We start from the raw sequence: 22,712 nt of genomic DNA, 5'->3' as shown, positions 1-22,712 counted from the left end.
CATTAAACCTATTTATTCTATTTACGTTCGCTCAATTTATAGCCACACTAAGAAGAGAGGAAAAACATCGTCCTCTCTTTTTACTTATGGACACCTTTGTGCGATGCACATCAATAGACAGTGTTATCAACCCAGAGGTCTCTTTTAATTAAAACACGGAATATCACCTTCGTAGGTATATTATAGGTTGTCGTTAAGGAGCGTGTTGTATGAGCGTAACGGTTGTAGTCACATTCAATGTTAAGCCTGACTTAGTAAAGCCTTTTATCAAGCTGTTAGAATCCAATCAAATACATATGATTCAAGCAGGCGCGTTAAGTGTGGCCTTACTCAAAGGCTTAGAGAAAAATAATCGTATTGTCGAAATTGAAAAATGGGAAAGCATCGAAGATCATAAAAACTTCGCGAATGTTGTCCCTACATTGCCGCATTTTGGTAATATCGATGAATATCTATTAGAGCCTTATAAGGTAATGTATTTAAACACATTATCGAGACAAGACGCATTTTAACGAACGCAAAGACCAAACGACGCTTTTAATTTAAAGCGTTGGTGAAACACCTTTTAAATCGTTGACAATATTGGCCTGAAATTTGAACCCAACAGATATTATCCGTTTACCCGACCAAGGAAATACGCACGAGCATGATTACCATCAGCTGGTAGTTGTATTGGACGGCAATACTGACTTTGATATCAACGGTAACGATAAACAGTTGCAAGTAGGCCAAGGTTGCTTGGTCCCCTCTTCGGAATACCACGCATTCAAAGGGTTAGGTGAAAACAGCGTTATGCTGGTCAACCTACCCACTCCTTCAGAAAAAGCCATCACAGATGAAGAATACGAAGTGGTATCTCGACTTTTTGATCAAGCGGCGTATTTCCAGCTTAACCCAAGGCTACAGGTTTTGGCCTCTGCTCTTAGCGGAGAACTGCAACAATACCCAGAAGACAAAATGCTTGCCAGAGCATGTGGCAATACATTACTGAGCTCCATTCGTCACCAACTGAGTACCGCTCATTCGGCAAAACCAAAAGGAAACCAGTTAGACATAGATCAACTCGATCAATTTATTGAATTAAACCTTTCCCGTAAAGTGCATATAAACCAATTAGCAAACTTTTGCTTTTTGAGTGTCAGCCAGTTCCACGAACGTTTCAAAGAGAAAACAGGCATCACACCACACCAATACCTAATGCGGAAACGCATAGAGCGTGCTCAAGCTTTACTCGTAGAAGGCTTCACACCTATCAATGTGGCAGAAATGTGTGGTTTCTCCAGCCAAAGCGCTATGACCAGTCTTTTTACGCAAATATTAGGTATTACCCCGATTAAATTTCAGAAACAGCTACGATAATCGGACTTTTTTATAAAAAAAAACGATTTTTCTGAAAGACTTAACACGCATCCTATCAGTACATTATCCTGACTATAGAAGCACTTATTCAACAGTAACTTTCTTGACTATTATTGAATAAGAACAACATGCACTATGACTCATTCTGTCAGCTGATCTCATTTTCAGACACTCTGATAGGTTATTGCGTTACGGAGAATCTACTATGTTCAATGCCATTGAAGTTTTACAGCCTACTTTCATTGAGAAGCCTCTTAATGAATTATGGTCGCTCATTTCCCCTCTTTATAAAGCGGATGAAGCGGCATGGATGAAAGAGTTATTACCTCTTGCGAAGCCAACTGAAAACGAGCTAAAAAATAGCACCAAAGTAGCCACTCAGCTTATAGAGCAAGTACGTAAAGACGATGACAGCATGTCGATGATCGATTCTCTGCTATTAGAATACAGCTTGGACACAAAAGAAGGCATTTTGCTTATGTGTTTGGCTGAAGCATTGATGCGAGTTCCAGATAAAGAAACAGCAGACGCTTTCATTAAAGACCGTTTAAGCGTTGCCGATTGGGCTTCTCACGCTAAAGGCTCCGATTCATTTTTTGTGAATGCGTCAACATGGGGACTCTTGCTAACAGGCAAGATCGTCACTATGGATGAAACCAAAGACGGTAAACCCGCCAACCTTGTTAATCGCTTAGTAAATCGTGTTTCCGAACCTGTGATTCGTAAAGCAATGAATCAAGCAATGAAAGTTATGGGGCATCAGTTTGTTTTAGGTCGTGATATTAAAGAAGCCTTATCACGTGGTAAAAGCTATCGTGAGAAAGGTTACGCATATTCTTTTGATATGCTTGGTGAAGCGGCGTTGACCGAAGATGATGCTAGCAAGTACCTGCGATCCTATGAAAAAGCCGTCGACGTTGTTGGTAAAGACGGTTATAAGAAAGGCCCTCGCCCAACCATTTCTATTAAACTTTCAGCATTGCACCCACGCTATGAAGTAGGCAATGAAGAAAGAGTCATGACAGAGCTGTTTGAAAGCGTAAAAGGCTTATTAATAAGAGCAAGAAAAGTCAACGTTGGCATTACCATAGATGCAGAAGAAGCCGATCGGTTAGAAATGTCACTGCATTTGTTTGAGAAATTGTATCGTGATGACGCCATAAAAGGCTGGGGGCTGTTTGGTCTTGTTATTCAAGCCTACTCTAAACGTGCACTTCCTGTATTAACTTGGTTAGCGGCATTAGCAAAAGACCAAGGTGATCAGATCCCTGTTCGCTTAGTGAAAGGCGCGTATTGGGACTCTGAAATTAAGCTGTCCCAGCAACGAGGTGTAAATGGTTATCCTGTTTACACTCGCAAAGAAGCAACCGATGTTTCGTACTTAGCCTGTGCTCACTTCTTATTACAAGAGCACACTAGAAAACACATCTTCCCGCAGTTTGCCAGCCATAATGCTCATACTATTGCGACGGTGACCAGCTTATCCAAGCAGTTAGGCGCTTCTACTAATGAATTTGAGTTCCAAAGACTTCATGGTATGGGAGATGCTCTGTATGACACTCTTATCAAAACAAGTGGCACAGACGTAAGAATTTACGCGCCTGTTGGTAATCATAAAGACCTATTGCCTTACCTTGTAAGACGTCTCTTAGAAAATGGAGCTAACAGCTCTTTCGTACATCGCCTTATTGATGCAACGTGCCCTGTTTCTGAATTAGTCGGTCACCCAGTTCCATTGCTAGAAAGCCGTAAATCTTTAGCAAACCCCTATATCGATTTGCCGATGAGTTTGTTTGACGACCGTAAAAACTCATATGGACCAAATATTGAGATTGAATCTGAATGGGCTCCTTTCAAAGCCGAAATCGATACTTTTATGGGTCAAGATACTCAATGGAGAGCCTTCCCAATTGTAGGTGGTAAAAAGATTGAGACCCATAATACCCATACGATCACAAGCCCTTACAACCTAGCAGAAACAGCAGGTAAAATAGATTGGGCAGACGAAAGCACTGTGAATCAAGCAATTGATCTTGCTACAGCGGCTTTCCCAGCTTGGTCTCGGCGTCCAGCAGGCGAGCGTGCGGATTGCCTTGATCGTATGGCAGACTTGATGGAAGAAAACTACGCAGAATTGATGGCTCTTTGTCACCGTGAAGCGGGTAAAACCATTCAAGACAGTATCGACGAAGTGCGTGAAGGCGTGGATTTCTGCCGCTATTATGCTCAACAAATTCGTAGTCATTTTGCTAAACCAATAAAATTTAAACACTTTTTAGGAAATGAACAAACCATATTACGTCAAGGACGTGGTGTGTTTGCTTGTATTAGCCCTTGGAACTTCCCATTAGCCATCTTCATGGGTCAAGTTTCGGCTGCGCTGGCTGTAGGTAATACCGTAATTGCAAAACCAGCAGAGCAGACCAGTTTGGTAGCCGTTCGTGCCATTGAATTATTGCTCGAAGCAGGTGTTCCGGGTGACGTGATTCATCTCGTACCGGGCGATGGCGCAACCGTCGGTGCACCACTCACCAGTGACAAGCGCATTGCAGGTCTTGCTTTCACAGGATCAACAGGCACAGCGCAGTTGATCAACCGTACCCTATCTAATCGTGGTGTTGCACCTATACCTGTTATCGCAGAGACGGGTGGACAAAATGCCATGATTGTTGACTCAACATCACTGCCAGAGCAAGTCGTTCGTGACGCAGTTCGCTCCGCCTTTGCTTCTGCTGGTCAACGCTGCTCTGCACTGCGAGTTATGTTCATTCAGGAAGACATTGCAGACAAAGTTATTCTAATGATAAAAGGCGCGATGAAAGAGCAGTCTGTCGGCCTGCCTTATTTGCACAGTACAGATGTTGGCCCTGTTATCGATAAAAAAGCACAATCTATGCTGTTAGATCATATAAAAGATATGACAGTCAAAGGCACACTTATCGCTCAATCTGCTTTACCAGCATGGGCAGAAGAAGGGACTTTTGTTGCTCCAACAGCCTTTGAAATCAGCAGTATTGACCTATTAACAGAAGAAAAATTCGGCCCTATTATGCATGTGGTTCGCTACAAGGCCAAAGACCTAGACCGCATTATCGATACAATCAATAACTCAGGCTTCGGTCTGACAATGGGAGTACACAGCCGTAACGAAACCACATGTGCTCGTATTGCTAGCCGCGCTCGTGTAGGAAATCTCTACATAAACCGTGACCAAGTAGGAGCCGTTGTTGGCGTACAACCTTTTGGTGGACAAGGTTTATCTGGAACCGGCCCTAAAGCGGGTGGACCACACTACTTACACCGTTTTGCCATTGAAAAAGTTATTTAGGAGTGAATTAAGATGACACAAATACAACCAGCTCAAATTCAAACAGCATTAGAGTCACTTGATCACTGGGAACAGCTCGGCGTAGAAGAAAGAGCAAACTTGCTACGTGTTTCTATACAAAATTTAAAAGGCAGGCCTCAACATATGGCTGAATGGCAAATTAGTAATGCCTTAGCTCATATTGGCGAGGTACTGACATTACCAGGGCCTACGGGTGAGAAAAATGAGTTATCCACTCAAGGTCGGGGAGTGTTTTTATGTACCTCTCATCTAAAGTCAGATAATTCTGAGCATGAAACAGCGTTAACTGGCCAGGTTTACGCTGCGTTAATTGCGGGTAACACGGTCATTTCAGTGGGTGACTTTGGTGAACAAATAACCATGTTACTTGATCCAATACTCCCGAAAGGAGTCATTCAAAACGTGAATGAAATCACCGAAGATCTTATTATTGATTCGCCTTTAATTGCGGGTGTCGCGGCTCTAACATCAACAGAAAAAGCCATTCATCTTTATCAAAGGTTAGCGAAGAAAGAGGGTCTTCTGTGTCAGTTAGTGGAAGAAACGAACTTAGTGAATTTACCAACTATTGCAAACCCTAACTACATCTTGCGTTTTATTACAGAACGTGCCATCAGCATTAATACCACCGCTATTGGTGGTAATGCGACCTTGCTAGAACTAGGCATTATGGAAGAATAGCACTTCCACTTCGTATTAAGGAAGGTGCGACTAAGTCTACTAAGACTCAGTCGCACCTTCCTTAACTCATTTTACAATATATGGCACATCGTAAAATGCGTTTTTATTTACTCTTGTATCTCAAACACTCCGCTTCTTCAGCCAAACGCTTCTTTTATATTCATTGCCACGTTCTCTGGATTTGATTAAATATGCTTCACATTGACAAAGTTAATGATAATTGATTTCATTAGCGTTCGTTATTGTGTTAGCATAATTTTATCAGTTAGATATTTAATTTAATTTGCATTTTGGAGAACATTGTGAAAAAAAGTCTATTGGCGTCACTTATTGGTTTAAGCATCACATTACCCGCTGTTGCAGCAGAATATAATTTTGATGTCACCTTAAAAGGCTATCAAGGTGAAGCAACGTCTTCTGTTGCGTATGGCGGCCAAATCGCTCGTCATGCATTGCATAATTCTCTAAAAAAACTCGTTAAAAAAGCTGATGGATCAAACAGTGATTCCATAAAAGCAGAATTGAATATGTATTATGGAAGTAAAGACGCAGGTCGAGTAATAGTAGACCCTGTCAGTAAAGAAGGTTTTCCAATTCTACAAACTCATATTGATCAGTTATCAAAAGGTAAAGACTTACAATCCAGTGCCTACAAAGGTGCTATCAGCGGCTGGCCTGGCAGTCTGTCTGGCGCAGAAGTGTTGGCTGACATGATCGATAAAGCCAGCCATACAAAAGCCGGTTTTGATCCAATCAATGGTTATGATTACACTCAGTTAATTTCTAAATTCACTATGGGCGCTGTTTTCTACAACAAAGCAGTTAACCATTACCTAGACGAAAAATTGGAAGAAGGTGCTTACCCAAATAACAAACCATACAAAAAAGGGGTTCCATACACAGGTAAAGAACACGTTTGGGATGAGGCATTTGGCTACTTTGGCGCTCCGGCACATTCTCTTAACTTAACGCCGAAAGAAATTGTACAAATCGTTAAGCTAAACCCTGACTATTTAGCAAAAGCAGATTTCAATAACGATGGTAAAGTCGATCTTGTCAGTGAAATGGCCTATGCCTATGCCTCTTATGCAGCTTTTATTGATAGCTCAACTGGCACAGAATACTTCCACACCATTGTTAAAGCGTTCCACGATGGTCGTTCTTTAATTCAGAACGCTGCAGGTGAAAAACTGTCATCAGAAGAGCTATCACAACTGCATGCTTATGCAAAGACCATCAAAACAAAATGGCAACAAGTGATCGCTGAAGCCGCATTCAAATACGCTGGCAGCGTGTATCGTGACTTGGCAACATTAGAGTCACTAAGCCAAACGGGTGGTGACGTTAAAAAAGCCTTCCGCAATTACGCAAAACATTGGGGCGAATTAAAAGGATTTGCACTGTCTTTAAGCGCAGCAGGGCAAGATCTTGGCGCAACAGAAGTTCAACTAAACCGTCTTATTGGATTTAGCCCAGTATTATTTGGTGACTCACAAGTTATTGCATTAAATGGGAAAGGCGAATACGTTCAATCTTCATCTATTAGTATGAAGTCTTACCAATTGAATATGATTAAAGTTCAGAATCTATTGGGCAAAGCATTTTCATTAGACGCACGCTTAAATGATGAAACAGCCAACATCGCGAATGTACTTAAGCAAGTAGACGCAGAAGCAAACAGCGCTGAAAACGACTAGTACTAAAATACATTAATCACATTACTGTCAAGAATAGTAATGATATAAACTGGAGCGGCCATTGATCTTATCAATGGCCGTATTTTTATTTGGATGCTTTTTTTGAATGGTTCTCGCTGACATTAAGCGATGCCTTTGCTGATCTTATTAACCCCAAAAAGCGGGTTACTTTGTTGTATCTATTTACCGCAATTGTTTTTGCCAGTACTTGGTATGCGCTTAAATACGGTAAACAAGGTTTCAAGCATTCCCTTAGTTGGCTGGCTCCTGCTATATGGTGGCACCCATCGTCTAGGCGCGATTACAGTATGTGGTTGCTCAATAAACTGATCATATCACTCATCGGCCCTTCTCTGCTGTCTCAAGCGGTTATTGCTACTTGGATTTATTGGCAGGCATTGAATTGGCAAGCGTTTAGCTGGATCGATGGTACGGCCATTATCACTTTGCCTAATGGCTGGGTTGTTGCTTTATTTACCGCCTGTTTTTTTATTATTGATGATTTCTCACGTTTTTTCCTACACTGGTTAATGCATAAATCGCCTACGTTATGGGCATTTCATCAAGTTCATCACAGTGCTGAAACGATGACGCCGTTCACTGTATTCCGTACTCACCCTTTAGAAGGGATATTGTTTTCTCTTCGCTCAGCCGTTGCTCAGGGTATCGTCATTGGTGTATTCGCGGTCTGTTTCCCAAAACAAATGTCGCTCTATACCGTCTTTGGCGTTGTCGTCAGTACCTATTTGTTTAACCTTTTTGGTGCCAATTTACGACACAGTACACTACCGATCAGTTACGGCAAGTACTTAGAAAGATTCATTGTTTCGCCAGCACAGCATCAATTGCACCATTCCTTAAACCCCTCTCATTTTGATTGCAATTTTGGTGTGGTATTGGCTGTGTGGGATCGTTTGTTTGGAACGTTACAGTTTGGCAACGACCATCAAAAAATACACTTTGGTGTGTCAGGGAAAATGAAGAGCCCTAAATTATTCGAACTGTATTATGTGCCCCTTCAGCTTGCTTGGGTCATCTTTAAAAAACGCTTACTCAACCTAAGAAAGAGGTTGGAACAGATCCAATGACCACATGAAATGCTGAGTTTCATTAAGCTAAAACATTGATTTTAGAGGGTGAAAAACAACTTATTCTAGCTGGTGACAAATTCAGACCTGAAGCTGAGAAATTGGTCCCTATCCTAGCCCATCTAGTGAATTTAATGTCTTTAATTCCGCTGGAGAAATCGCTAAAGGTAACTCAAACCTTGGACACGATTTTGGTACGGACTTGACTGATGCAGAAAAATGGCAATTAGTGGAATACATGAAAACATTGTAACTATAGCCATAACCATTAGCGTCAAACGTCCATAAAAAAACCCAAACCTTCAAGGTTTGGGTTTTTTTATGATTCATGATTCGTTATAAAAAATTAACAATCAGAATTAATCACCGTCACGTGCATTGATGTAAGCACGTTCAGATACTGAGTGCCATGCACCCACTTTTTCACGGAAGTCTTTAAATGATGCATATACTTTTGCACTCATTTCATCGCTCGCTGCCACTTCTTCTAACGTTGTTTCAGACGCCGCTTTCAGAGCGTTCAATACATCTTTAGGAAATGGTTTAAGCTGTACATTGTGCTCTTCAACTAATGTTTTAAGTGCATCGTTATTCAATGCTGTAAATTCATCCAACATATCTTGAGTTGCTTGACGAGCCGCAGAGCGAACAATCAACTGTAAATCTTTTGGAAGCGCGTTAAACGCTGTTTTGTTGACCATTGCTTCCATTGAGGAACCAGGCTCATGCCAACCTGGGTAGTAATAATATTTAGCCGCTTTGTATAAACCAAATGCTAAATCGTTATATGGGCCAACCCACTCAGTTGCATCAATTGTACCTGTTTGTAATGCGGTGAAGATTTCACCACCAGGAAGGTTAACAGGAATACCGCCGGCTTTTTTCAATACTTCGCCACCTAGACCTGGTATGCGCATTTTCAGGCCTTTAAAGTCATCAACGGAATTGATTTCTTTATTAAACCAGCCACCCATTTGTACGCCAGTGTTACCTGCAGTTAAAGGAATAAGATTAAATGGTTCGTATACCTCTTCCCATAGCTTCATACCACCGCCATGGTAAATCCAAGAATTGATTTCTTGAGCTGTTAAACCAAATGGAACCGCTGTGAAGAATTGTGCAGAAGGTGCTTTGCCTTTCCAGTAGTAAGCCGCACCGTGACCCATTTCAGCCGTACCACGTGATACCGCATCAAACACTTCTAATGGTGGAACCAATTCGCCTGCAGCGTACACCTTTACATTTAAACGTCCACCAGACATTTCAGTAATGCTCTTCGCTAAGTTTTCTGCGCCCGTTCCCAAGCCAGGAAAATTCTTCGGCCAAGTGGTGACCATTTTCCAATTAATGGTCTCAACTTTCTTTTCAACTTCCACTTCTACAATTTCTTTTTCAGCACCGCCACACGCAACCAACGTTGCAGCGGCCAAGCTTGCCAGTGCAAACTTACCCCAATCTTTAACTGTTAACATTATACAATCCCTCAATATTATTATTTTTAATGTATTCTTATTTTCAATACGCTTTATTTTATTCAATAAACGTAAGCCCTAACCTAGATACTATGAGGAGTTCGGCATTCTCTCAATAGAATTTTGAATTTTTTTTAAGTTTGCTTGTGGAGAGTTCAAAACGATGGTGTATATACCCAAGGCAATCGACTCCCTTTCGTTGACGATTTCTCCGCCAACTCCAACCCATAAATCAATCTACAAGCATCATTTAAACTAACAGATGCGTCACCGTTTCCCAAAATAGCTTGGCTTAACGATTGGTAGAACGCATTGTATAAACTCAATGCTAACGACTCCTCAATCTCTTCAACTACGCCGTCTGAATTCGCTTGATACAAGGTGGCAGATTGAATCGTCCCCATACTTGGAAACTCAGAGTCGCTTGGCATTTGCCCTGCTCTTAATGCTTCTTCTTGAGGGTCTAAACCAACGCAATGCCAACTGCCTTTTGTGGCATTCACTTTAAACCTCATCTGATTTCCCGCTTCAAACGGTGATGATGCAATACGAATGCTTTTATCGTCATACCCTAGCTCGACATTAAAAAAATCGATTGCTTCACTCTGGTCCCTAAGTTTTTCCATACTTGCTTGAACCCATAAAGGATCACCAAAGAGGCATAGTATTTGATCAAGTAGATGCGGTCCCAAATCCCAAAAAATTCCTGTACCCTCTCCCGGCAGTTCACGCCATCTGTCTTGCACATTAGGACGAAAACGATCAAAACGGGATTCAATGTACTTTATATTTCCAATGGTTGAAGACGCAACCAATTCACGTAAGCGTACAAAGTCACTGTCAAATCGACGATTCTGATACACACTTAGAACCAAATTTTTTGAAGCGGCTATCGAAGACAAAGTTTCAATGTGCGCTAAATTGGTAACAGAAGGTTTTTCCAATAAAACATGTTTCCCCGCAAGCAACGCGGCTTCAGCAAGAGAAAAATGGACATGATTCGGTGACGTAATGACCACAAGATCAATGCTTTCATCGGCTATCAAAGCCTCCGTAGTCGCAACCACTCGGGCTTTAGGTGCAAGCAACGCCACTTCCTCAGGCTTGCTACTGCACACACAGTCCAGAGACATATTGGTATTCGCAAGAATAAAAGGTGCATGAAAAATGCGACCCGACAGCCCAAACCCTATTAGCCCTACTGATATCGACATTTCACACTCCTCTCTTATTTGATGTTAATACGTCAAAACAGTCTACAGGATAAAAGAATACCCGAGGAAAAAGAAATGACCGTTATCACGTAAGATTTATCAACGGCTAATACGTCGAGTTAGGAGCAATGTCCGTATTCACTTCACCATCCACCTCATCGGGGTCGATGCCATTAACCAATAACACTTCCCTCACTGTTTCTACATGCTCTAGCACGACTTGGTATCGATCGCCGTATTCGTATTTATTCACTTCAATTGACTTAGGCATGTATGTAAACGCAATTTTTAACGCCTCTAATGTCGCTTTTTTATCTTCTTCATTCATAAAAACCACCGTATTATTAATTAAGAGTTGAATCTAAAAAACGCCGAGTAAAACATCAAGTTGTTTCATGGTTTCCTTCACGGTATTCATCGTATAAGAGATAAAAAACGCTTATCTTTAATGCAATAACGACGACGTGGCGTAGATAAAAAAGACAAGAGTTTTGAGTAAATGGTGCAAATTTCAAAGCTTATGTTAACGGTAGTTTATCACTGCCTATAAGACCTCTAGTTTGGCAAATGCCAATACCAACCACTTACTTCCCTCATCATCAAAATTGACTTGGACGCGGGTCTGAGCCCCTTGACCTTCATTGTTAATGACCAACCCTTCTCCAAATACAGGATGTTTTACTGTGTCTCCTATACTGATATCAATCACCGACTGCTGTAGATTGCTGAGCGATGAGTTCATTGGTCGATTGACTGTTGGTCGTTGCATAGAAACAGGGCGGCTTACTTGCGATCGTAAACGCACTTCTTCAATACAATCCGCCGGAATCTCACTAATAAATCGAGAAGGGCTGTTAAACGATTCACTGCCATACAGACGACGTGATTCTGCGTAGGTAATGTAGAGTTTTTCCATCGCGCGGGTAATGCCTACATAACACAGTCGACGCTCTTCCTCTAAACGCCCCGGCTCTTCAAAAGACATTTTGCTTGGGAATAAACTCTCTTCGACACCGGTTAAGAAGACCAATGGAAACTCTAGCCCCTTGGCAGCATGCAAGGTCATCAATTGAATAGAGTCTTGATATTCATCCGCCTGTGCTTCACCCGCGTCTAAAACGGCTTTATCAAGAAACGCCATCAAGGGTGAACTAAATTCTTCATCTTCTGAAGACCAATTAAACCCACTGGCGGCACTCACCAACTCTTTTAAGTTTTCTACTCGCGCTTCGCCTTTTTCGCCCTTTTCCTTTTCATGAAAAGGAATTAACCCAGCTTCTTGGATAAGTTGTTCGAATACATCGCCTAAACCAAGATCAGGTTGTTGGATGCACGATGACATGCCTTCAATTAATGTTAAAAAGCTTCTAATAGCATTACTCGCTCTAGCGGGTAATACGCTTTGTTCAACCACGGTTACAGCGGCTTTCCACATGGAAAAACCTTGATCCCGGGCCAGTTCTCTTAAGGTTCCAATGCTCCGTTCACCGATACCTCTAGGAGGCACGTTAATGACCCGCTCCATGGCACCATCGTCATTTGGGTCCATTGCTAGTCGGGCATAAGCTAGAGCATTTTTAATTTCTAAACGATCGTAAAATCTGTGGCCACCATAAATTCTGTATGGAATTTGTTCCCTAACCAAACATTCCTCAACCACGCGAGATTGGGCATTCGATCGATATAAAATGGCTATGTCTCTGAGGTCTGACCCTTTATCACGCCATTTTTTTATAATCTCGGTAATAAAACGCGCTTCGTCCTGTTCGTTAAAACCAGCATAAAGAGAAATAGGCTCGCCGCTACCACTGTCTGTCCAAAGCTCCTTTCCTAAACGATCTTCATTGTTACTAATCAACCCGTTGGCGGCTTTCAGTATGTGTCCTGTAGAGCGGTAGTTTTGTTCTAAACGAATGGTATTTACATCAGCAAAGTGTTTTGTGAAATTGTGAATGTTTTCAATTTTCGCACCACGCCAACCGTAGATGGATTGGTCATCATCTCCGACGGCCGTAATCGAGCCTTCTTGACCGACTAAAATACGTAACCATGCGTATTGAATGCTGTTTGTATCCTGAAATTCGTCCACTAAAACGTGCTTAAAACGTTCTTGGTAATGCCTTAATAAAGGCGGGTTTCCCAATAATAATTCGTGTGTCCTCAATAAAAGCTCGCCAAAATCCAATAATCCGCCCTGCTCACTCGCTTCTTCATAATGAAAGTACAGCTCTTTCATTCCTTTGGAGAAAGGGTCGTGACTGTCTGGAACATGTGCAGCTCTGCGGCCTTCATCTTTTTGAGCATTGATAAACCAACACACTTGCTTTGGAGGCCAGCGTGTGTCGTCGATGTTGAAGGCTTTCATAATTCGTTTAACGAGACGTAACTGATCATCACTGTCCATGATTTGAAAGTTTTCTTTTAATCCCGCATCACGCCAATGTGCACGTAATAATCGATGCGCTAAGCCGTGGAATGTCCCTACCCACATACCTTGTGGAGGCACCCCCACTAACTGCTCAATTCGAGATTGCATTTCTTTTGCTGATTTATTGGTAAAGGTTACAGCCATCAAGCTGTACGGCGAGATTTCATACATGTTCATTAACCATGCAATACGATGCACTAATACCCGCGTCTTGCCACTGCCTGCCCCAGCTAAAATGAGTGTGTTTTGTAACGGCGCTGCGACAGCGTCTCTCTGCTTATCATTTAAATCATCTAAAATAAAAGAAACGTCCATTCATTGCCCGCCGTATTTAAACTGTCATATAAGTTGCGTATAAAAGATATTGAGACCAAAAATAGGTTGATTTTTGATCAAAAATAGTGTTTTTTAAAACATATTACTTGTTGTATGCCTATTTTGGCTTTTTTCACTGGTCGATGACAGTAATCAATACATTCTCTGTCATCTTGGTTAATTCAGAGAGGAATCACGATGAGCAAGTCTACTCAAATGTTAAGTGAAGTGAAAACAAATATTCTTTACGCTTCCATGTCGATAGACAACGAGAAAAACGAAAAGGATCAAAAAGAAGGCAGTATTCGCATGTTAAAAGCGAGACGCTCTATTGAAGATTATCTGGAGGAAAAACGATTAAATGAATCCATTTCAAATGGGTGGGACTTAAACTAACACTCTGGATTAAATCGTACCCTCTTAGGGTTAGTAAACATTTGCCTCAGCGTTCATGCCCGTTGCTTTATTAACCCTTAATGATGTTTTTTTACCGCTTATAATACTATCTACAGCGGCGTCTTGCCGTATCAAAAAATTACACTTCATACCCATCATTTTTCATATAAAAACGGTCTCAAGGTAGCGGAGTCAAGCCGCATCGAGTAATATATCCACAAAATTTATACCCTCATTTAAATGTACTAAAAACGGTAAATAACCCTATTGGGGAGTCACCATGTTTGCACATATTCAAGCCGCTCCAGCTGATCCTATTCTTGGCCTAAATGACGCCTACAACAATGAAACCAATCCTGAGAAAATTAATCTAGGTGTTGGTGTTTATAAAGATGAAAAAGGCAATACACCGATTCTTCAAGCAGTAAAACAAGCTGAGGAACGACTACTAGAACAGGAGTTAACAAAAAGCTATTTAAGTATCGAAGGTACTGAGAATTACCGACAAACTGTTCAAACACTATTATTTGGTGACAATCACCCAATTGTTCATAAAAAACTGGCTCATACCGCCCACACACCAGGAGGAACAGGGGCATTACGTGTTGCTGCCGAATTTATTAAAAAGCATCTGCCAGAAGCGACTATTTGGGTAAGCAATCCAACATGGGCAAACCATCAAGCGATTTTCCAATCTGTTGGCTTAGAAGTCGGCAGCTATGCCTACTATAATGCAGCATCCAAAAGTTTGGATTTCGAATCACTATTAGCAAGCCTTTCTCAAATACCTGAAGGGGACATTGTTCTCTTCCATGGTTGCTGCCATAACCCAACGGGGATTGACCCAACAAAAGACCAATGGCGACAGCTAGCCAAATTATGCAGTAAACAAGGCTTTCTACCGTTATTTGATTTCGCTTACCAAGGTTTTGGTGTCGGCCTAGAGGAAGATGCTCAAGGGTTACGCGCTTTCTCGGAACAAGTGCCTGAGATGCTTATTGCCAGCTCTTTCTCTAAGAATTTTGGCTTGTACAATGAACGTGTTGGCGCCATCACCATTGTTTGTGAAACACCAGAACAAGCCGATGCATCGTTTACTCAAATCAAACGCGCAGCAAGAACCAACTACTCTAATCCACCAGCACATGGTGCGGCGATTGTGACAGAAATCTTATCCAATAAAGTATTACGCAGCTTATGGGAAATGGAATTACAAAGCATGAGAACTCGCATACACGATATGCGTGGCTTGTTTGTTAGCACATTGAGATCAAAAGGCGTCGAGCAAGACTTTTCTTTTATCTCTAAACAACAAGGTATGTTTTCTTTTTCAGGACTCAACCCAGAACAAGTCGCTCAACTTAGAAAGCAATACGGCATCTATATCGTGGGTTCAGGACGCATCAATGTCGCTGGTATGGCGCATGATAATATGGATCCTTTATGCTCAGCTATTGCAGCCATACTCAAGCAAAGTTAATCTAAGAAGGCTCGTTACGTTTTTATAAAAGGCAGATCATCGATTTGCCTTTTTTATTCGACTCTATTTTTCATCCAGAGTGGGCGAATTCAGTCATTGTGTAACGCTCTTAAAATGTATTTTTCAATTACTAAGGACATATCATGTCAGCCACATTAATTTACTGTTATGACCCTATGTGCAGTTGGTGTTGGGGATTTAAGCCAACTTGGCAAGCATTGCAAAAAGCGTTAGAGCCAATCATAGAGTCTGGTGACCTTTACATTAACACAATGCTCGGCGGCTTAGCTGTCGACTCAGACGCACCAATGCCCCCACAGATGCAAACTCTGCTACAGGGCACATGGGAACGCATTGCAAGTCAATTAGGTACAAAGTTTAATTTTGATTTTTGGACTCAATGCCAACCTAGACGCTCAACTTACCCTGCCTGTCGTGCGTGCCTTGTCGCAAGAGACCACAATTTAGAATCAGACATGATGTCAGCGATTCAAGAAGCTTATTATTTAAACGCCCAAAACCCTTCTGATGTTGAAACATTAAGCCATTGTGCAGAACACATCGGGCTCAATCCCATGCAGTTTAAAAAAGCCATGCAACATACTAAAGAACAAGGATTACTGGAAAAAGAAGTCAACAGTGCTCGCAGTTTAGGCTTAAATTCATTCCCTTCTTTAGCCGTCTTAAAAGGTGATAAATTGGTGCATATTCCTTTAGATTACGAAGACATAACATCCATGTTGAACGACATAAAAGCGGTGATATAATTCTATCACCTCTTTTACACTCGTTCGTAATAACGGCCGTTAGCGTGATAAACACAATTCAAGAGCATTAAGTAACTGGTCTATTTCTTGCTCATTTGTGTAATGGACAAAAGACAATCTTAATACACCGGTTTCTGTATTAACTCCCATTGCTTCTAATAATCTCACCGCATAAAAGTGCCCTGTACCGCAAATAATACCTTGTTTTATTAACGCCAATGCCAGCTGTTGCGGTGTTTGGTTCTTAGGTACCAAAGAAATAACTGCCGTCCTTTCTTGAGGGTTGGATGAACCTAACAACGAAAGCTGTGGGTGCCCGTCAACAAAAGACAATACCCGCGATAGCAAAGGGGCTTCTGCGAAATGTATCAAAGACCGAACCCGTTTTGCTTTTTCTTGGACATCAGCCGCCTCAGGATAATGATGATCATGCAGTACATCAAAATAATCAACAACGCCTCGACTTGCTGCAACTTGCGCATGATCGGGTCCAGCAGGTACAAACCATTTATGCCTGTATTCACCATTAAAATAATGTGATTGATTACCTAACGCTTCCGCACAGTCTGGACGAATGACCATCACACCAATGTGAGGCCCATACACTTTATAAAGAGAAAACAAATAAATATCTGCGTCTAGAGCACCAACATTCGGCAATTCATGACCAGCGTACGACACACCATCAACCACAGTTCTCACACCACACAGTTTGGCTTTACGGCAAATTTCAGCTACAGGGTTGATGTGCGCCACCACGTTTGAACAATGTGGGAACACGAGTAACTTCGTTTTATCGGTAAACAATGTGTCTAATTGAGAAACGTCCAATTGCCCAGTAAGCGGATCAATTGGCCATTCTTTCACAACAACGCCTTTTTTTGAAAGACGGCGCCAAACGCCCGAGTTTGCCTCATGATCTTGATTGGTGACGACGATTTCATCTCCTTCATTCAAAATATCACCAAATGCCTGTGCCAGCACATAGGTATTTTGAGAAGTGGATGGACCAAGGTGCACATCTTTCGCCTCAACATTTAAATACTCAGCAAGCCTTTTATGGGATAAATCCATCTGTTCACCCGCCTTTTGAGACGCTGGATGCAGATGATAAGGCTGCAATTTCGTTTCTTTATAATAGTGCGTCAAATGATCAATCACCTGTGTGCAGGCATACGATCCTCCCGCATTATCAAAAAAAGCCTGCCCTTGAAGAGACGGCTCTGCAAAAGCGGGAAATTGTGAGCGAACAAACTCAATATCTAAACTAGGGGTCATAAACCTCTCCATATAAGGGTGAAATTCTTAACTCAAGTATAGAAATTAATTGACACAAGGTGTTTGCAATCTCTAGGCTAAAACGCTAGCTTAATACACTTTTTTTGCACGATAGGTCGACTTAATGACTGAAATTTGCCTTGATAGGATAGATCATAAAATTATTACCGCATTAGAACAAAATGGCCGTGCCAGTAATATTCAGCTCTCAGAACTGGCAAATTTGTCTCAATCACAATGTTTGAGGCGGATAAGGAAACTGGAAGAGCAAGGAGTAATCAATGGCTACCATGCTCATATCAACTATGAAAAGTTAGGCTACAGCGTGGTTGCTTGGACATTGGTGACAGTCAATAAGGATTTGATCAATGCAAGAGACGAGGTTATGCATTTTCTACAAGAGGAAAACCGAGCTATTTCTGTGTTTGGCGTCACGGGGGACGTTGATTTAATCGTGGAAGTTAGCGCCAAAGACATGACAGAATTCACTGACCTTATTGTCAAGCGCCTTTATTCACACCCTGCCGTGCTCAGTACAAAATCTTATATGAAACTCGACACGGCCAAATTAAGAGGTGTTCCTGTTGTCTACTAACGCATTCAACTGGATAAATCAGCTAGCCAAAATCATGATTAATCAAATCTAGCATTGGGTTATAAACAGGCTCAATTTCTTCTTGGCACTCTGGTGGCTTTTTGGATGGCGTTTCAGACGTCTCTGTAGGATCGGCTCCCAAAGTATCTGACTCACTATCATCGACTGCCACAACAGGCTCCACTTCTTCTACTTTTGTTAGTGTTTCAATCAACCACAGAACCGTTGTATCAAGCTCTTCCGTTGTCAGGTTCAACGCCAACCATTCATTCGCACCATTTTCATAAAAAACGGATTTGCCTGATAACAGGCCTGATTTACGTGTTGTTTTCGCTATTTCCAATGCAGAGTCTAGAGAACCCGTTAGAGAAGCATCAAAACGCAACCATAGAAAACGCCCTCCTTTCGCCAGCATCACACTGACTTTTTCACCTAATGCAGAGTCTAATTGTGCTTTGATACGTTCGGATTTCCTCCAAATAGCACGGGCTAAACCATTAAGTTTTCTATTCAAGTTTTGTTTTACGCCTTGTAAAAACCCATTTTGAACACCTAAGGATGGCGTTAGTTGGGCAGCAAAAAAAACATGATTAAAAGAAGCAAACTTGCCATCCAGCAATACCCAAGCGATGTCATTACCATATTGATCAAAGTGCTCAAACGCCCCAATATAGAGAACGCGCCCTTGAGTATCTAATGACTTATACGTAATTGGCCACTTACCTTTATAGCTAAGACAGGAGGACATGTCCCATTCAATGGCCAACAAGTTTTGTTCATCTAATAAAGCAATCCAACGTCTTAAGCTTAAATTACTAATTAGCTGACCCGCTGGTAACGAAAATTGCCCAGGTAATACCACTAATCTGATTTTTTGTTCTTTAATACACGCACGAGCCAAATCCAAATCTACTCCGTGATTGCCTGCGGTAACCACAACAGGGACTCGACCTAAATCCAGCAGAGTTTGAGTAAGACGATAATCACACGGAGCAATAACCAGAACCTTATCTTTTACTTTGGTTAATTGCTGCACCGCTTGAGTAAAGATCGCCTGCGCGCTGCTCCCCAACCAAATAGAATCCGACTTACTTTGGATACCAAGCGCAGTTAAATGTTCATTCACACCATCAAGAACAGCCTTGTCTCCTTGCCCAATCGCCGTTTGTGATTTCGCACCTAACGTAAATAAATCGCTCTTCATTAATGGATGAACTTGCCCTGTCAGCGCAGTTTGGTTAAATGCACGTTGATCAAAAGGCAATAAAGCAGCGGTTGTGAGCGTCTGTGAAACATCACTTAAAATAGGAATAGCGGCGCGCAGCTGAGAACGATGACAGACAAAATAACCTGATTTGGGCTGTGATTCAATCCAGCCCTCTTTTACCAATACTTCATAACCATGGATGACGGTGTTTAAGCTAACACCTTGCTCTTTTGCAACCGACCGCAACGAAGGCATTTTATCACCAGCAACAAAAGCACCTTTCGCAAGCTGCTCCTGAAACCAGTCAATTAGGTTTTGATAAAGAAATTCCGTCATTTTTTGTACCTTTTAAATATATAAAATGAAACTCTGTAACTAATAATGGTCGTGAATGAAGTATTTTCCAACTAAAAATAAAAAATAAAATCGTAAGTTCTATTTTTCTGGCGACTTCAGGTACAATGAAATGACTCGAAAATATTTAGCATGAGTCAATCTATGGTATTTGATCCTCACTCTATTCGACAAGAATTCCCTATTTTACAACAGCCAGCGAATGATCATGCGCTGGTGTATCTAGACAACGCTGCGACAACTCAAAAGCCAATGTTCGTCTTAGAACGATTGCTCGGGTACTACCAAACCTCCAATGCCAATGTCCATCGTGGTTCTCATTTCCTAAGCGATCAAGCCACCTCTCAATTTGAAAGGGCTAGGCAAGTTGTTTCTCGATTTATCAATGCGCCCGAGTACGGACAAGTCATTTGGACAAAAGGCACCACCGAAGCCATAAATATGGTGGCTTACGGCATTGAACACCTTATTGACCCAGAAGACGAGATCCTCATATCCAGCCTTGAACATCATGCTAATTTAGTGCCTTGGCAACAACTTGCTTTCCGTACAGGTGCACGATTAAGAGTCATTCCTTTTACGTCTGATGGTTTATGGCAACCCGAATACGCAAGTTACTTCTCAGAAAGAACCAAAATTGTTGCCTGCACCCAAGTTTCGAATGCCATTGGTGTGCCGCTCCCTGTCCAAGACGTTATTCAACACGCGAAGCGAGTTAATGCCATTACCCTAATAGATGGCGCTCAAGCTGTGGCCCATTATGAAATTGACGTGGACCAATTAGATTGCGACTTTTATGTTTTCTCTGGACATAAAATGTATGGCCCTACAGGAATAGGTGTACTTTATGGAAAAACAGATGCTTTAGACAGCTTATTACCTTCTCAAACGGGAGGCGAAATGGTACTGCACGTTACTTATCAAGCAACAGAGTTTAATGTGCTTCCTTATCGCCTTGAAGCAGGTACACCAAACATTGAAGGAGCCGTTGGTTTAGCCGCTGCCTGTGAATATTTGCAAAAGCACGACCGAGAATCACTGCTTCAGTGGGAACAATTCTTAGTCCAAAGCGTTCATGCGTTATTAGGAAACAGAACCGATATTGAAATTTATTCCCCTAAAGACACTTGTACCCTTGTTTCTTTATCGGTAAAAGGTCCTCATATTATGGATTTAAATGGCTATCTAGACAGCAAAGGCATTGCCGTTCGTGGAGGCAGCCATTGTGCACACCCTTTGATGGCGCAATTAGGGGTATCTGGCACATTAAGAGCGTCTTTTGCTTGCTACAATACCATAGAAGAAGCCGAGTACTTTGCTAACACTTTACTGGACGGCATTGAGTTTTTATCCGAGGATTAATGTTAATGAGTTCATTCTCTCATCAACGTATTAAAGAGCAACTACAGGCATGTCGCAGTAAAGAAGACACCTTTAAAACATTGGTCACCTTAAGCAAAACCTTATCGAGACTCAGTGCAGAAGAAAAAACCAACAATAATCAAGTAAAAGGGTGTGAAAGTGCCGTTTGGCTTATTATCGATAATGAAACAAATGTTCCTCAATTCAGAGCCGACAGCGACGCAAAACTAATGAGAGGCGTGTTAGTTGCGATATTAAGCATACTGGAAGGTAAAACCATCACCGAGATTCAAACAATGGATTTGAAGGCTAAACTGGCTGAATTTAACTTATCCAGTTATCTTACCACGTCCAGAACAAACGGCGTATTGTCCATATTGGATAAAATCGCGCAAAAATAAACCGAGCTTTGTCTTTTCTTATCGACGTAGTCATTCTTAAAGTCATCCGTGAATTTAGCGACATTTTGAATGGTTTCAGTAGGGTTATATAGGAATTTATAGTGACGAGCATTGATTGGGTACACCAGTCCATATAGACAGTAAAATAGAAGGTTCAAAGAGCCTAATTACCACGTTATTATTTTCCCAACCACAAGCCGCAAAAGGCTCTAACACACCGACAGCCATTCCTGCCGCAATCATGGCATAATCCGTATGGGAAGTATCAGTCATAATTTGTATTGTCATTCAGTACACTACCTAGTTCACTTCAATAAATCAGAGTGCTGTCTACGATAGTAAGCACAAACTCTCCTCTCAAATCTTGTTCCGTAATAATGTCTTTTTGCGCTAAAGGATGATCTGGCCAATCACTTAATCGGTTTTCTTCCATTATGCTCAAACACATATCAACCTGCCATTTTAGCCAGTTTTTCCAAGACTCTTCCAGCAGCTACTAGCCCAAACGTCGCGGTTACAACCGTACTTGAGCCAAATCCTGAATCGCATCCAAGTTTGGTGTTCGCCCCCCAGTCAGGGCGCTGTAGACTAATATTACCATCTTCATGTTGATATCTAAGTTGCTCAGTAGAATACACACACTCAACTTCAAAACGTCGCTTGGTATTCTTAGGGAAATTGTTATGACGCCTTAAAAAGTTTCGTAGTTTAGCGGCTAATGGATCTCTTTCTGTGCGGGATAAATCTGCTATCTGAACTTTCGTCGGATCAATTTGACCACCCGCACCACCAATCGTAATAATCTTAACTTTATTACGGCGGCACCATGACACCATTGCGGCTTTTGGTTTTAGGCTGTCGATCGCGTCGATTACATAGTCGTATTGGTTGTTGAGCAATTCAGCAGCATTCTCTGGTGTCACAAAGTCTTCAACAGCATTCAATTGGCAATTAGGATTGATCAGTTTGATACGTTCGGCCATGACATCCACTTTGGCTTTACCAACGCTCCCGTCCAAAGCGTGTATCTGACGGTTGGTATTCGTGATACAAACATCATCCATATCAATTAATGTAATCTGACCAACTCCCGAGCGCGCCAATGCTTCTGCAGCCCAAGCTCCTACCCCACCAATTCCAACAACACAAACATGTGCTTGAGTAAAATGTTCATACGCTTTAACACCGTATAAACGCCTGATCCCACCAAAACGCTGTTCTTCTGACACCTATAACACCTCAAAATCAAACTAAAAATCGCATCTTTAA

General features: G+C 41.7%; 21 protein-coding genes. 12 read left to right on the top strand and 9 right to left on the bottom strand.

Annotated elements, in window-relative coordinates:
- Positions 1-209: 209 nt before the first annotated feature.
- From ACMUMJ_RS05390 to ACMUMJ_RS05365, 6 genes are all read left to right on the top strand, one after another.
- Complete coding sequence (locus tag ACMUMJ_RS05390) at positions 210-512, top strand: putative quinol monooxygenase (protein ID WP_414677767.1); 303 nt, start codon at positions 210-212, stop codon at positions 510-512.
- Positions 513-594: 82 nt separating this feature from the next.
- Positions 595-1,359 (top strand): AraC family transcriptional regulator, encoded by a 765-nt coding sequence (locus ACMUMJ_RS05385; protein WP_414677766.1) that lies wholly within the window; start codon positions 595-597, stop codon positions 1,357-1,359.
- 205 nt (positions 1,360-1,564) lie between these two features.
- Entirely contained in the window at positions 1,565-4,687 is a 3,123-nt protein-coding gene (gene putA, locus ACMUMJ_RS05380) for a bifunctional proline dehydrogenase/L-glutamate gamma-semialdehyde dehydrogenase PutA (protein WP_414677765.1), read from the top strand.
- A 12-nt stretch (positions 4,688-4,699) separates the two neighbouring features.
- Positions 4,700-5,389 (top strand): 1-pyrroline-5-carboxylate dehydrogenase, encoded by a 690-nt coding sequence (locus ACMUMJ_RS05375; protein WP_414677764.1) that lies wholly within the window; start codon positions 4,700-4,702, stop codon positions 5,387-5,389.
- A 302-nt stretch (positions 5,390-5,691) separates the two neighbouring features.
- Positions 5,692-7,086 carry a DUF4856 domain-containing protein gene (locus ACMUMJ_RS05370; protein ID WP_414677763.1) on the top strand — a complete coding sequence of 465 codons (1,395 nt, stop codon included), beginning with the start codon at positions 5,692-5,694 and terminating at the stop codon, positions 7,084-7,086.
- An 89-nt stretch (positions 7,087-7,175) separates the two neighbouring features.
- Positions 7,176-8,174, top strand: a complete 999-nt coding sequence (locus ACMUMJ_RS05365) for a sterol desaturase family protein (protein ID WP_414677762.1) — start codon at positions 7,176-7,178, stop codon at positions 8,172-8,174.
- 359 nt (positions 8,175-8,533) lie between these two features.
- On the opposite strand, the gene ACMUMJ_RS05360 is transcribed toward ACMUMJ_RS05365, so the two are convergent.
- From ACMUMJ_RS05360 to uvrD, 4 genes are all read right to left on the bottom strand, one after another.
- On the bottom strand, positions 8,534-9,646 hold the full coding sequence (locus ACMUMJ_RS05360; RefSeq protein ID WP_414677761.1) for a TRAP transporter substrate-binding protein: 1,113 nt from the start codon (positions 9,644-9,646) through the stop codon (positions 8,534-8,536).
- Positions 9,647-9,801: 155 nt separating this feature from the next.
- Entirely contained in the window at positions 9,802-10,860 is a 1,059-nt protein-coding gene (locus ACMUMJ_RS05355) for a Gfo/Idh/MocA family protein (RefSeq protein WP_414677760.1), read from the bottom strand.
- Positions 10,861-10,966: 106 nt separating this feature from the next.
- Positions 10,967-11,188, bottom strand: coding sequence for a hypothetical protein (locus tag ACMUMJ_RS05350; protein ID WP_414677759.1), 222 nt, complete (start codon positions 11,186-11,188; stop codon positions 10,967-10,969).
- Between the two features lie 216 nt (positions 11,189-11,404).
- A complete protein-coding gene (gene uvrD / locus ACMUMJ_RS05345; protein WP_414677758.1) occupies positions 11,405-13,603 on the bottom strand; it encodes a DNA helicase II in 2,199 nt (732 codons plus the stop codon).
- 198 nt (positions 13,604-13,801) lie between these two features.
- On the opposite strand from uvrD, the gene ACMUMJ_RS05340 reads away from it, so the two are divergent.
- From ACMUMJ_RS05340 to ACMUMJ_RS05330, 3 genes are all read left to right on the top strand, one after another.
- The gene (locus tag ACMUMJ_RS05340; RefSeq protein ID WP_414677757.1) at positions 13,802-13,999 is read left to right on the top strand and encodes a PA3496 family putative envelope integrity protein; all 198 of its coding nucleotides are present in this window, start codon (positions 13,802-13,804) and stop codon (positions 13,997-13,999) included.
- A 280-nt stretch (positions 14,000-14,279) separates the two neighbouring features.
- Positions 14,280-15,479 (top strand): amino acid aminotransferase, encoded by a 1,200-nt coding sequence (locus ACMUMJ_RS05335; RefSeq protein WP_414677756.1) that lies wholly within the window; start codon positions 14,280-14,282, stop codon positions 15,477-15,479.
- A gap of 143 nt (positions 15,480-15,622) precedes the next feature.
- Complete coding sequence (locus ACMUMJ_RS05330) at positions 15,623-16,246, top strand: DsbA family protein (RefSeq protein WP_414677755.1); 624 nt, start codon at positions 15,623-15,625, stop codon at positions 16,244-16,246.
- Positions 16,247-16,285: 39 nt separating this feature from the next.
- Here ACMUMJ_RS05330 and ACMUMJ_RS05325 read toward each other — a convergent pair whose 3' ends face one another.
- Positions 16,286-17,524 carry an aminotransferase class V-fold PLP-dependent enzyme gene (locus ACMUMJ_RS05325; RefSeq protein WP_414677754.1) on the bottom strand — a complete coding sequence of 413 codons (1,239 nt, stop codon included), beginning with the start codon at positions 17,522-17,524 and terminating at the stop codon, positions 16,286-16,288.
- A gap of 124 nt (positions 17,525-17,648) precedes the next feature.
- On the opposite strand from ACMUMJ_RS05325, the gene ACMUMJ_RS05320 reads away from it, so the two are divergent.
- Complete coding sequence (locus ACMUMJ_RS05320; RefSeq protein WP_414677753.1) at positions 17,649-18,119, top strand: Lrp/AsnC family transcriptional regulator; 471 nt, start codon at positions 17,649-17,651, stop codon at positions 18,117-18,119.
- Between the two features lie 22 nt (positions 18,120-18,141).
- Here ACMUMJ_RS05320 and ACMUMJ_RS05315 read toward each other — a convergent pair whose 3' ends face one another.
- Positions 18,142-19,662 (bottom strand): GntR family transcriptional regulator, encoded by a 1,521-nt coding sequence (locus tag ACMUMJ_RS05315; protein ID WP_414677752.1) that lies wholly within the window; start codon positions 19,660-19,662, stop codon positions 18,142-18,144.
- 162 nt (positions 19,663-19,824) lie between these two features.
- Between ACMUMJ_RS05315 and ACMUMJ_RS05310 the strand changes: the two genes are divergently transcribed.
- Both ACMUMJ_RS05310 and ACMUMJ_RS05305 read left to right on the top strand, forming a co-directional pair.
- A complete protein-coding gene (locus tag ACMUMJ_RS05310) occupies positions 19,825-21,042 on the top strand; it encodes an aminotransferase class V-fold PLP-dependent enzyme (protein ID WP_414677751.1) in 1,218 nt (405 codons plus the stop codon).
- Positions 21,043-21,047: 5 nt separating this feature from the next.
- The gene (locus ACMUMJ_RS05305; protein WP_414677750.1) at positions 21,048-21,443 is read left to right on the top strand and encodes a SufE family protein; all 396 of its coding nucleotides are present in this window, start codon (positions 21,048-21,050) and stop codon (positions 21,441-21,443) included.
- Positions 21,444-21,539: 96 nt separating this feature from the next.
- Here the strand turns inward: ACMUMJ_RS05305 and ACMUMJ_RS05300 are convergent, their stop codons facing one another.
- From ACMUMJ_RS05300 to tcdA, 3 genes are read right to left on the bottom strand one after another with little or no spacing between them, the layout of a single operon-like run.
- Positions 21,540-21,731: a type 2 periplasmic-binding domain-containing protein gene (locus tag ACMUMJ_RS05300; RefSeq protein ID WP_414677749.1), complete on the bottom strand. Its 192-nt coding sequence runs from the start codon at positions 21,729-21,731 to the stop codon at positions 21,540-21,542.
- 22 nt (positions 21,732-21,753) lie between these two features.
- Positions 21,754-21,891, bottom strand: a complete 138-nt coding sequence (locus ACMUMJ_RS05295; RefSeq protein ID WP_414677748.1) for a hypothetical protein — start codon at positions 21,889-21,891, stop codon at positions 21,754-21,756.
- Between the two features lies 1 nt (position 21,892).
- Complete coding sequence (tcdA, locus tag ACMUMJ_RS05290; RefSeq protein ID WP_414677747.1) at positions 21,893-22,672, bottom strand: tRNA cyclic N6-threonylcarbamoyladenosine(37) synthase TcdA; 780 nt, start codon at positions 22,670-22,672, stop codon at positions 21,893-21,895.
- Positions 22,673-22,712 lie beyond the last annotated feature (40 nt).

The sequence above is a fragment of the Marinomonas phycocola genome (assembly GCF_047525455.1).
Taxonomy (GTDB): domain Bacteria; phylum Pseudomonadota; class Gammaproteobacteria; order Pseudomonadales; family Marinomonadaceae; genus Marinomonas.
Note: the sequence above shows the minus strand (reverse complement) of the source record. Positions and strands in the feature narration are given on the sequence as shown.

What these genes read in the sequence shown, in the direction of transcription:
- ACMUMJ_RS05355 (WP_414677760.1), bottom strand. Translation starts at nt 10,860, where the DNA reads ATGTCGATATCAGTAGGGCTAATAGGGTTTGGGCTGTCGGGTCGCATT.
- ACMUMJ_RS05325 (WP_414677754.1), bottom strand. Translation starts at nt 17,524, where the DNA reads ATGACCCCTAGTTTAGATATTGAGTTTGTTCGCTCACAATTTCCCGCT.
- ACMUMJ_RS05390 (WP_414677767.1), top strand. Translation starts at nt 210, where the DNA reads ATGAGCGTAACGGTTGTAGTCACATTCAATGTTAAGCCTGACTTAGTA.
- ACMUMJ_RS05295 (WP_414677748.1), bottom strand. Translation starts at nt 21,891, where the DNA reads ATGTGTTTGAGCATAATGGAAGAAAACCGATTAAGTGATTGGCCAGAT.
- putA (WP_414677765.1), top strand. Translation starts at nt 1,565, where the DNA reads ATGTTCAATGCCATTGAAGTTTTACAGCCTACTTTCATTGAGAAGCCT.
- ACMUMJ_RS05300 (WP_414677749.1), bottom strand. Translation starts at nt 21,731, where the DNA reads ATGACAATACAAATTATGACTGATACTTCCCATACGGATTATGCCATG.
- ACMUMJ_RS05350 (WP_414677759.1), bottom strand. Translation starts at nt 11,188, where the DNA reads ATGAATGAAGAAGATAAAAAAGCGACATTAGAGGCGTTAAAAATTGCG.
- uvrD (WP_414677758.1), bottom strand. Translation starts at nt 13,603, where the DNA reads ATGGACGTTTCTTTTATTTTAGATGATTTAAATGATAAGCAGAGAGAC.
- ACMUMJ_RS05315 (WP_414677752.1), bottom strand. Translation starts at nt 19,662, where the DNA reads ATGACGGAATTTCTTTATCAAAACCTAATTGACTGGTTTCAGGAGCAG.
- ACMUMJ_RS05330 (WP_414677755.1), top strand. Translation starts at nt 15,623, where the DNA reads ATGTCAGCCACATTAATTTACTGTTATGACCCTATGTGCAGTTGGTGT.
- ACMUMJ_RS05310 (WP_414677751.1), top strand. Translation starts at nt 19,825, where the DNA reads ATGGTATTTGATCCTCACTCTATTCGACAAGAATTCCCTATTTTACAA.
- ACMUMJ_RS05305 (WP_414677750.1), top strand. Translation starts at nt 21,048, where the DNA reads ATGAGTTCATTCTCTCATCAACGTATTAAAGAGCAACTACAGGCATGT.
- ACMUMJ_RS05360 (WP_414677761.1), bottom strand. Translation starts at nt 9,646, where the DNA reads ATGTTAACAGTTAAAGATTGGGGTAAGTTTGCACTGGCAAGCTTGGCC.
- ACMUMJ_RS05335 (WP_414677756.1), top strand. Translation starts at nt 14,280, where the DNA reads ATGTTTGCACATATTCAAGCCGCTCCAGCTGATCCTATTCTTGGCCTA.
- ACMUMJ_RS05320 (WP_414677753.1), top strand. Translation starts at nt 17,649, where the DNA reads ATGACTGAAATTTGCCTTGATAGGATAGATCATAAAATTATTACCGCA.
- ACMUMJ_RS05375 (WP_414677764.1), top strand. Translation starts at nt 4,700, where the DNA reads ATGACACAAATACAACCAGCTCAAATTCAAACAGCATTAGAGTCACTT.
- ACMUMJ_RS05340 (WP_414677757.1), top strand. Translation starts at nt 13,802, where the DNA reads ATGAGCAAGTCTACTCAAATGTTAAGTGAAGTGAAAACAAATATTCTT.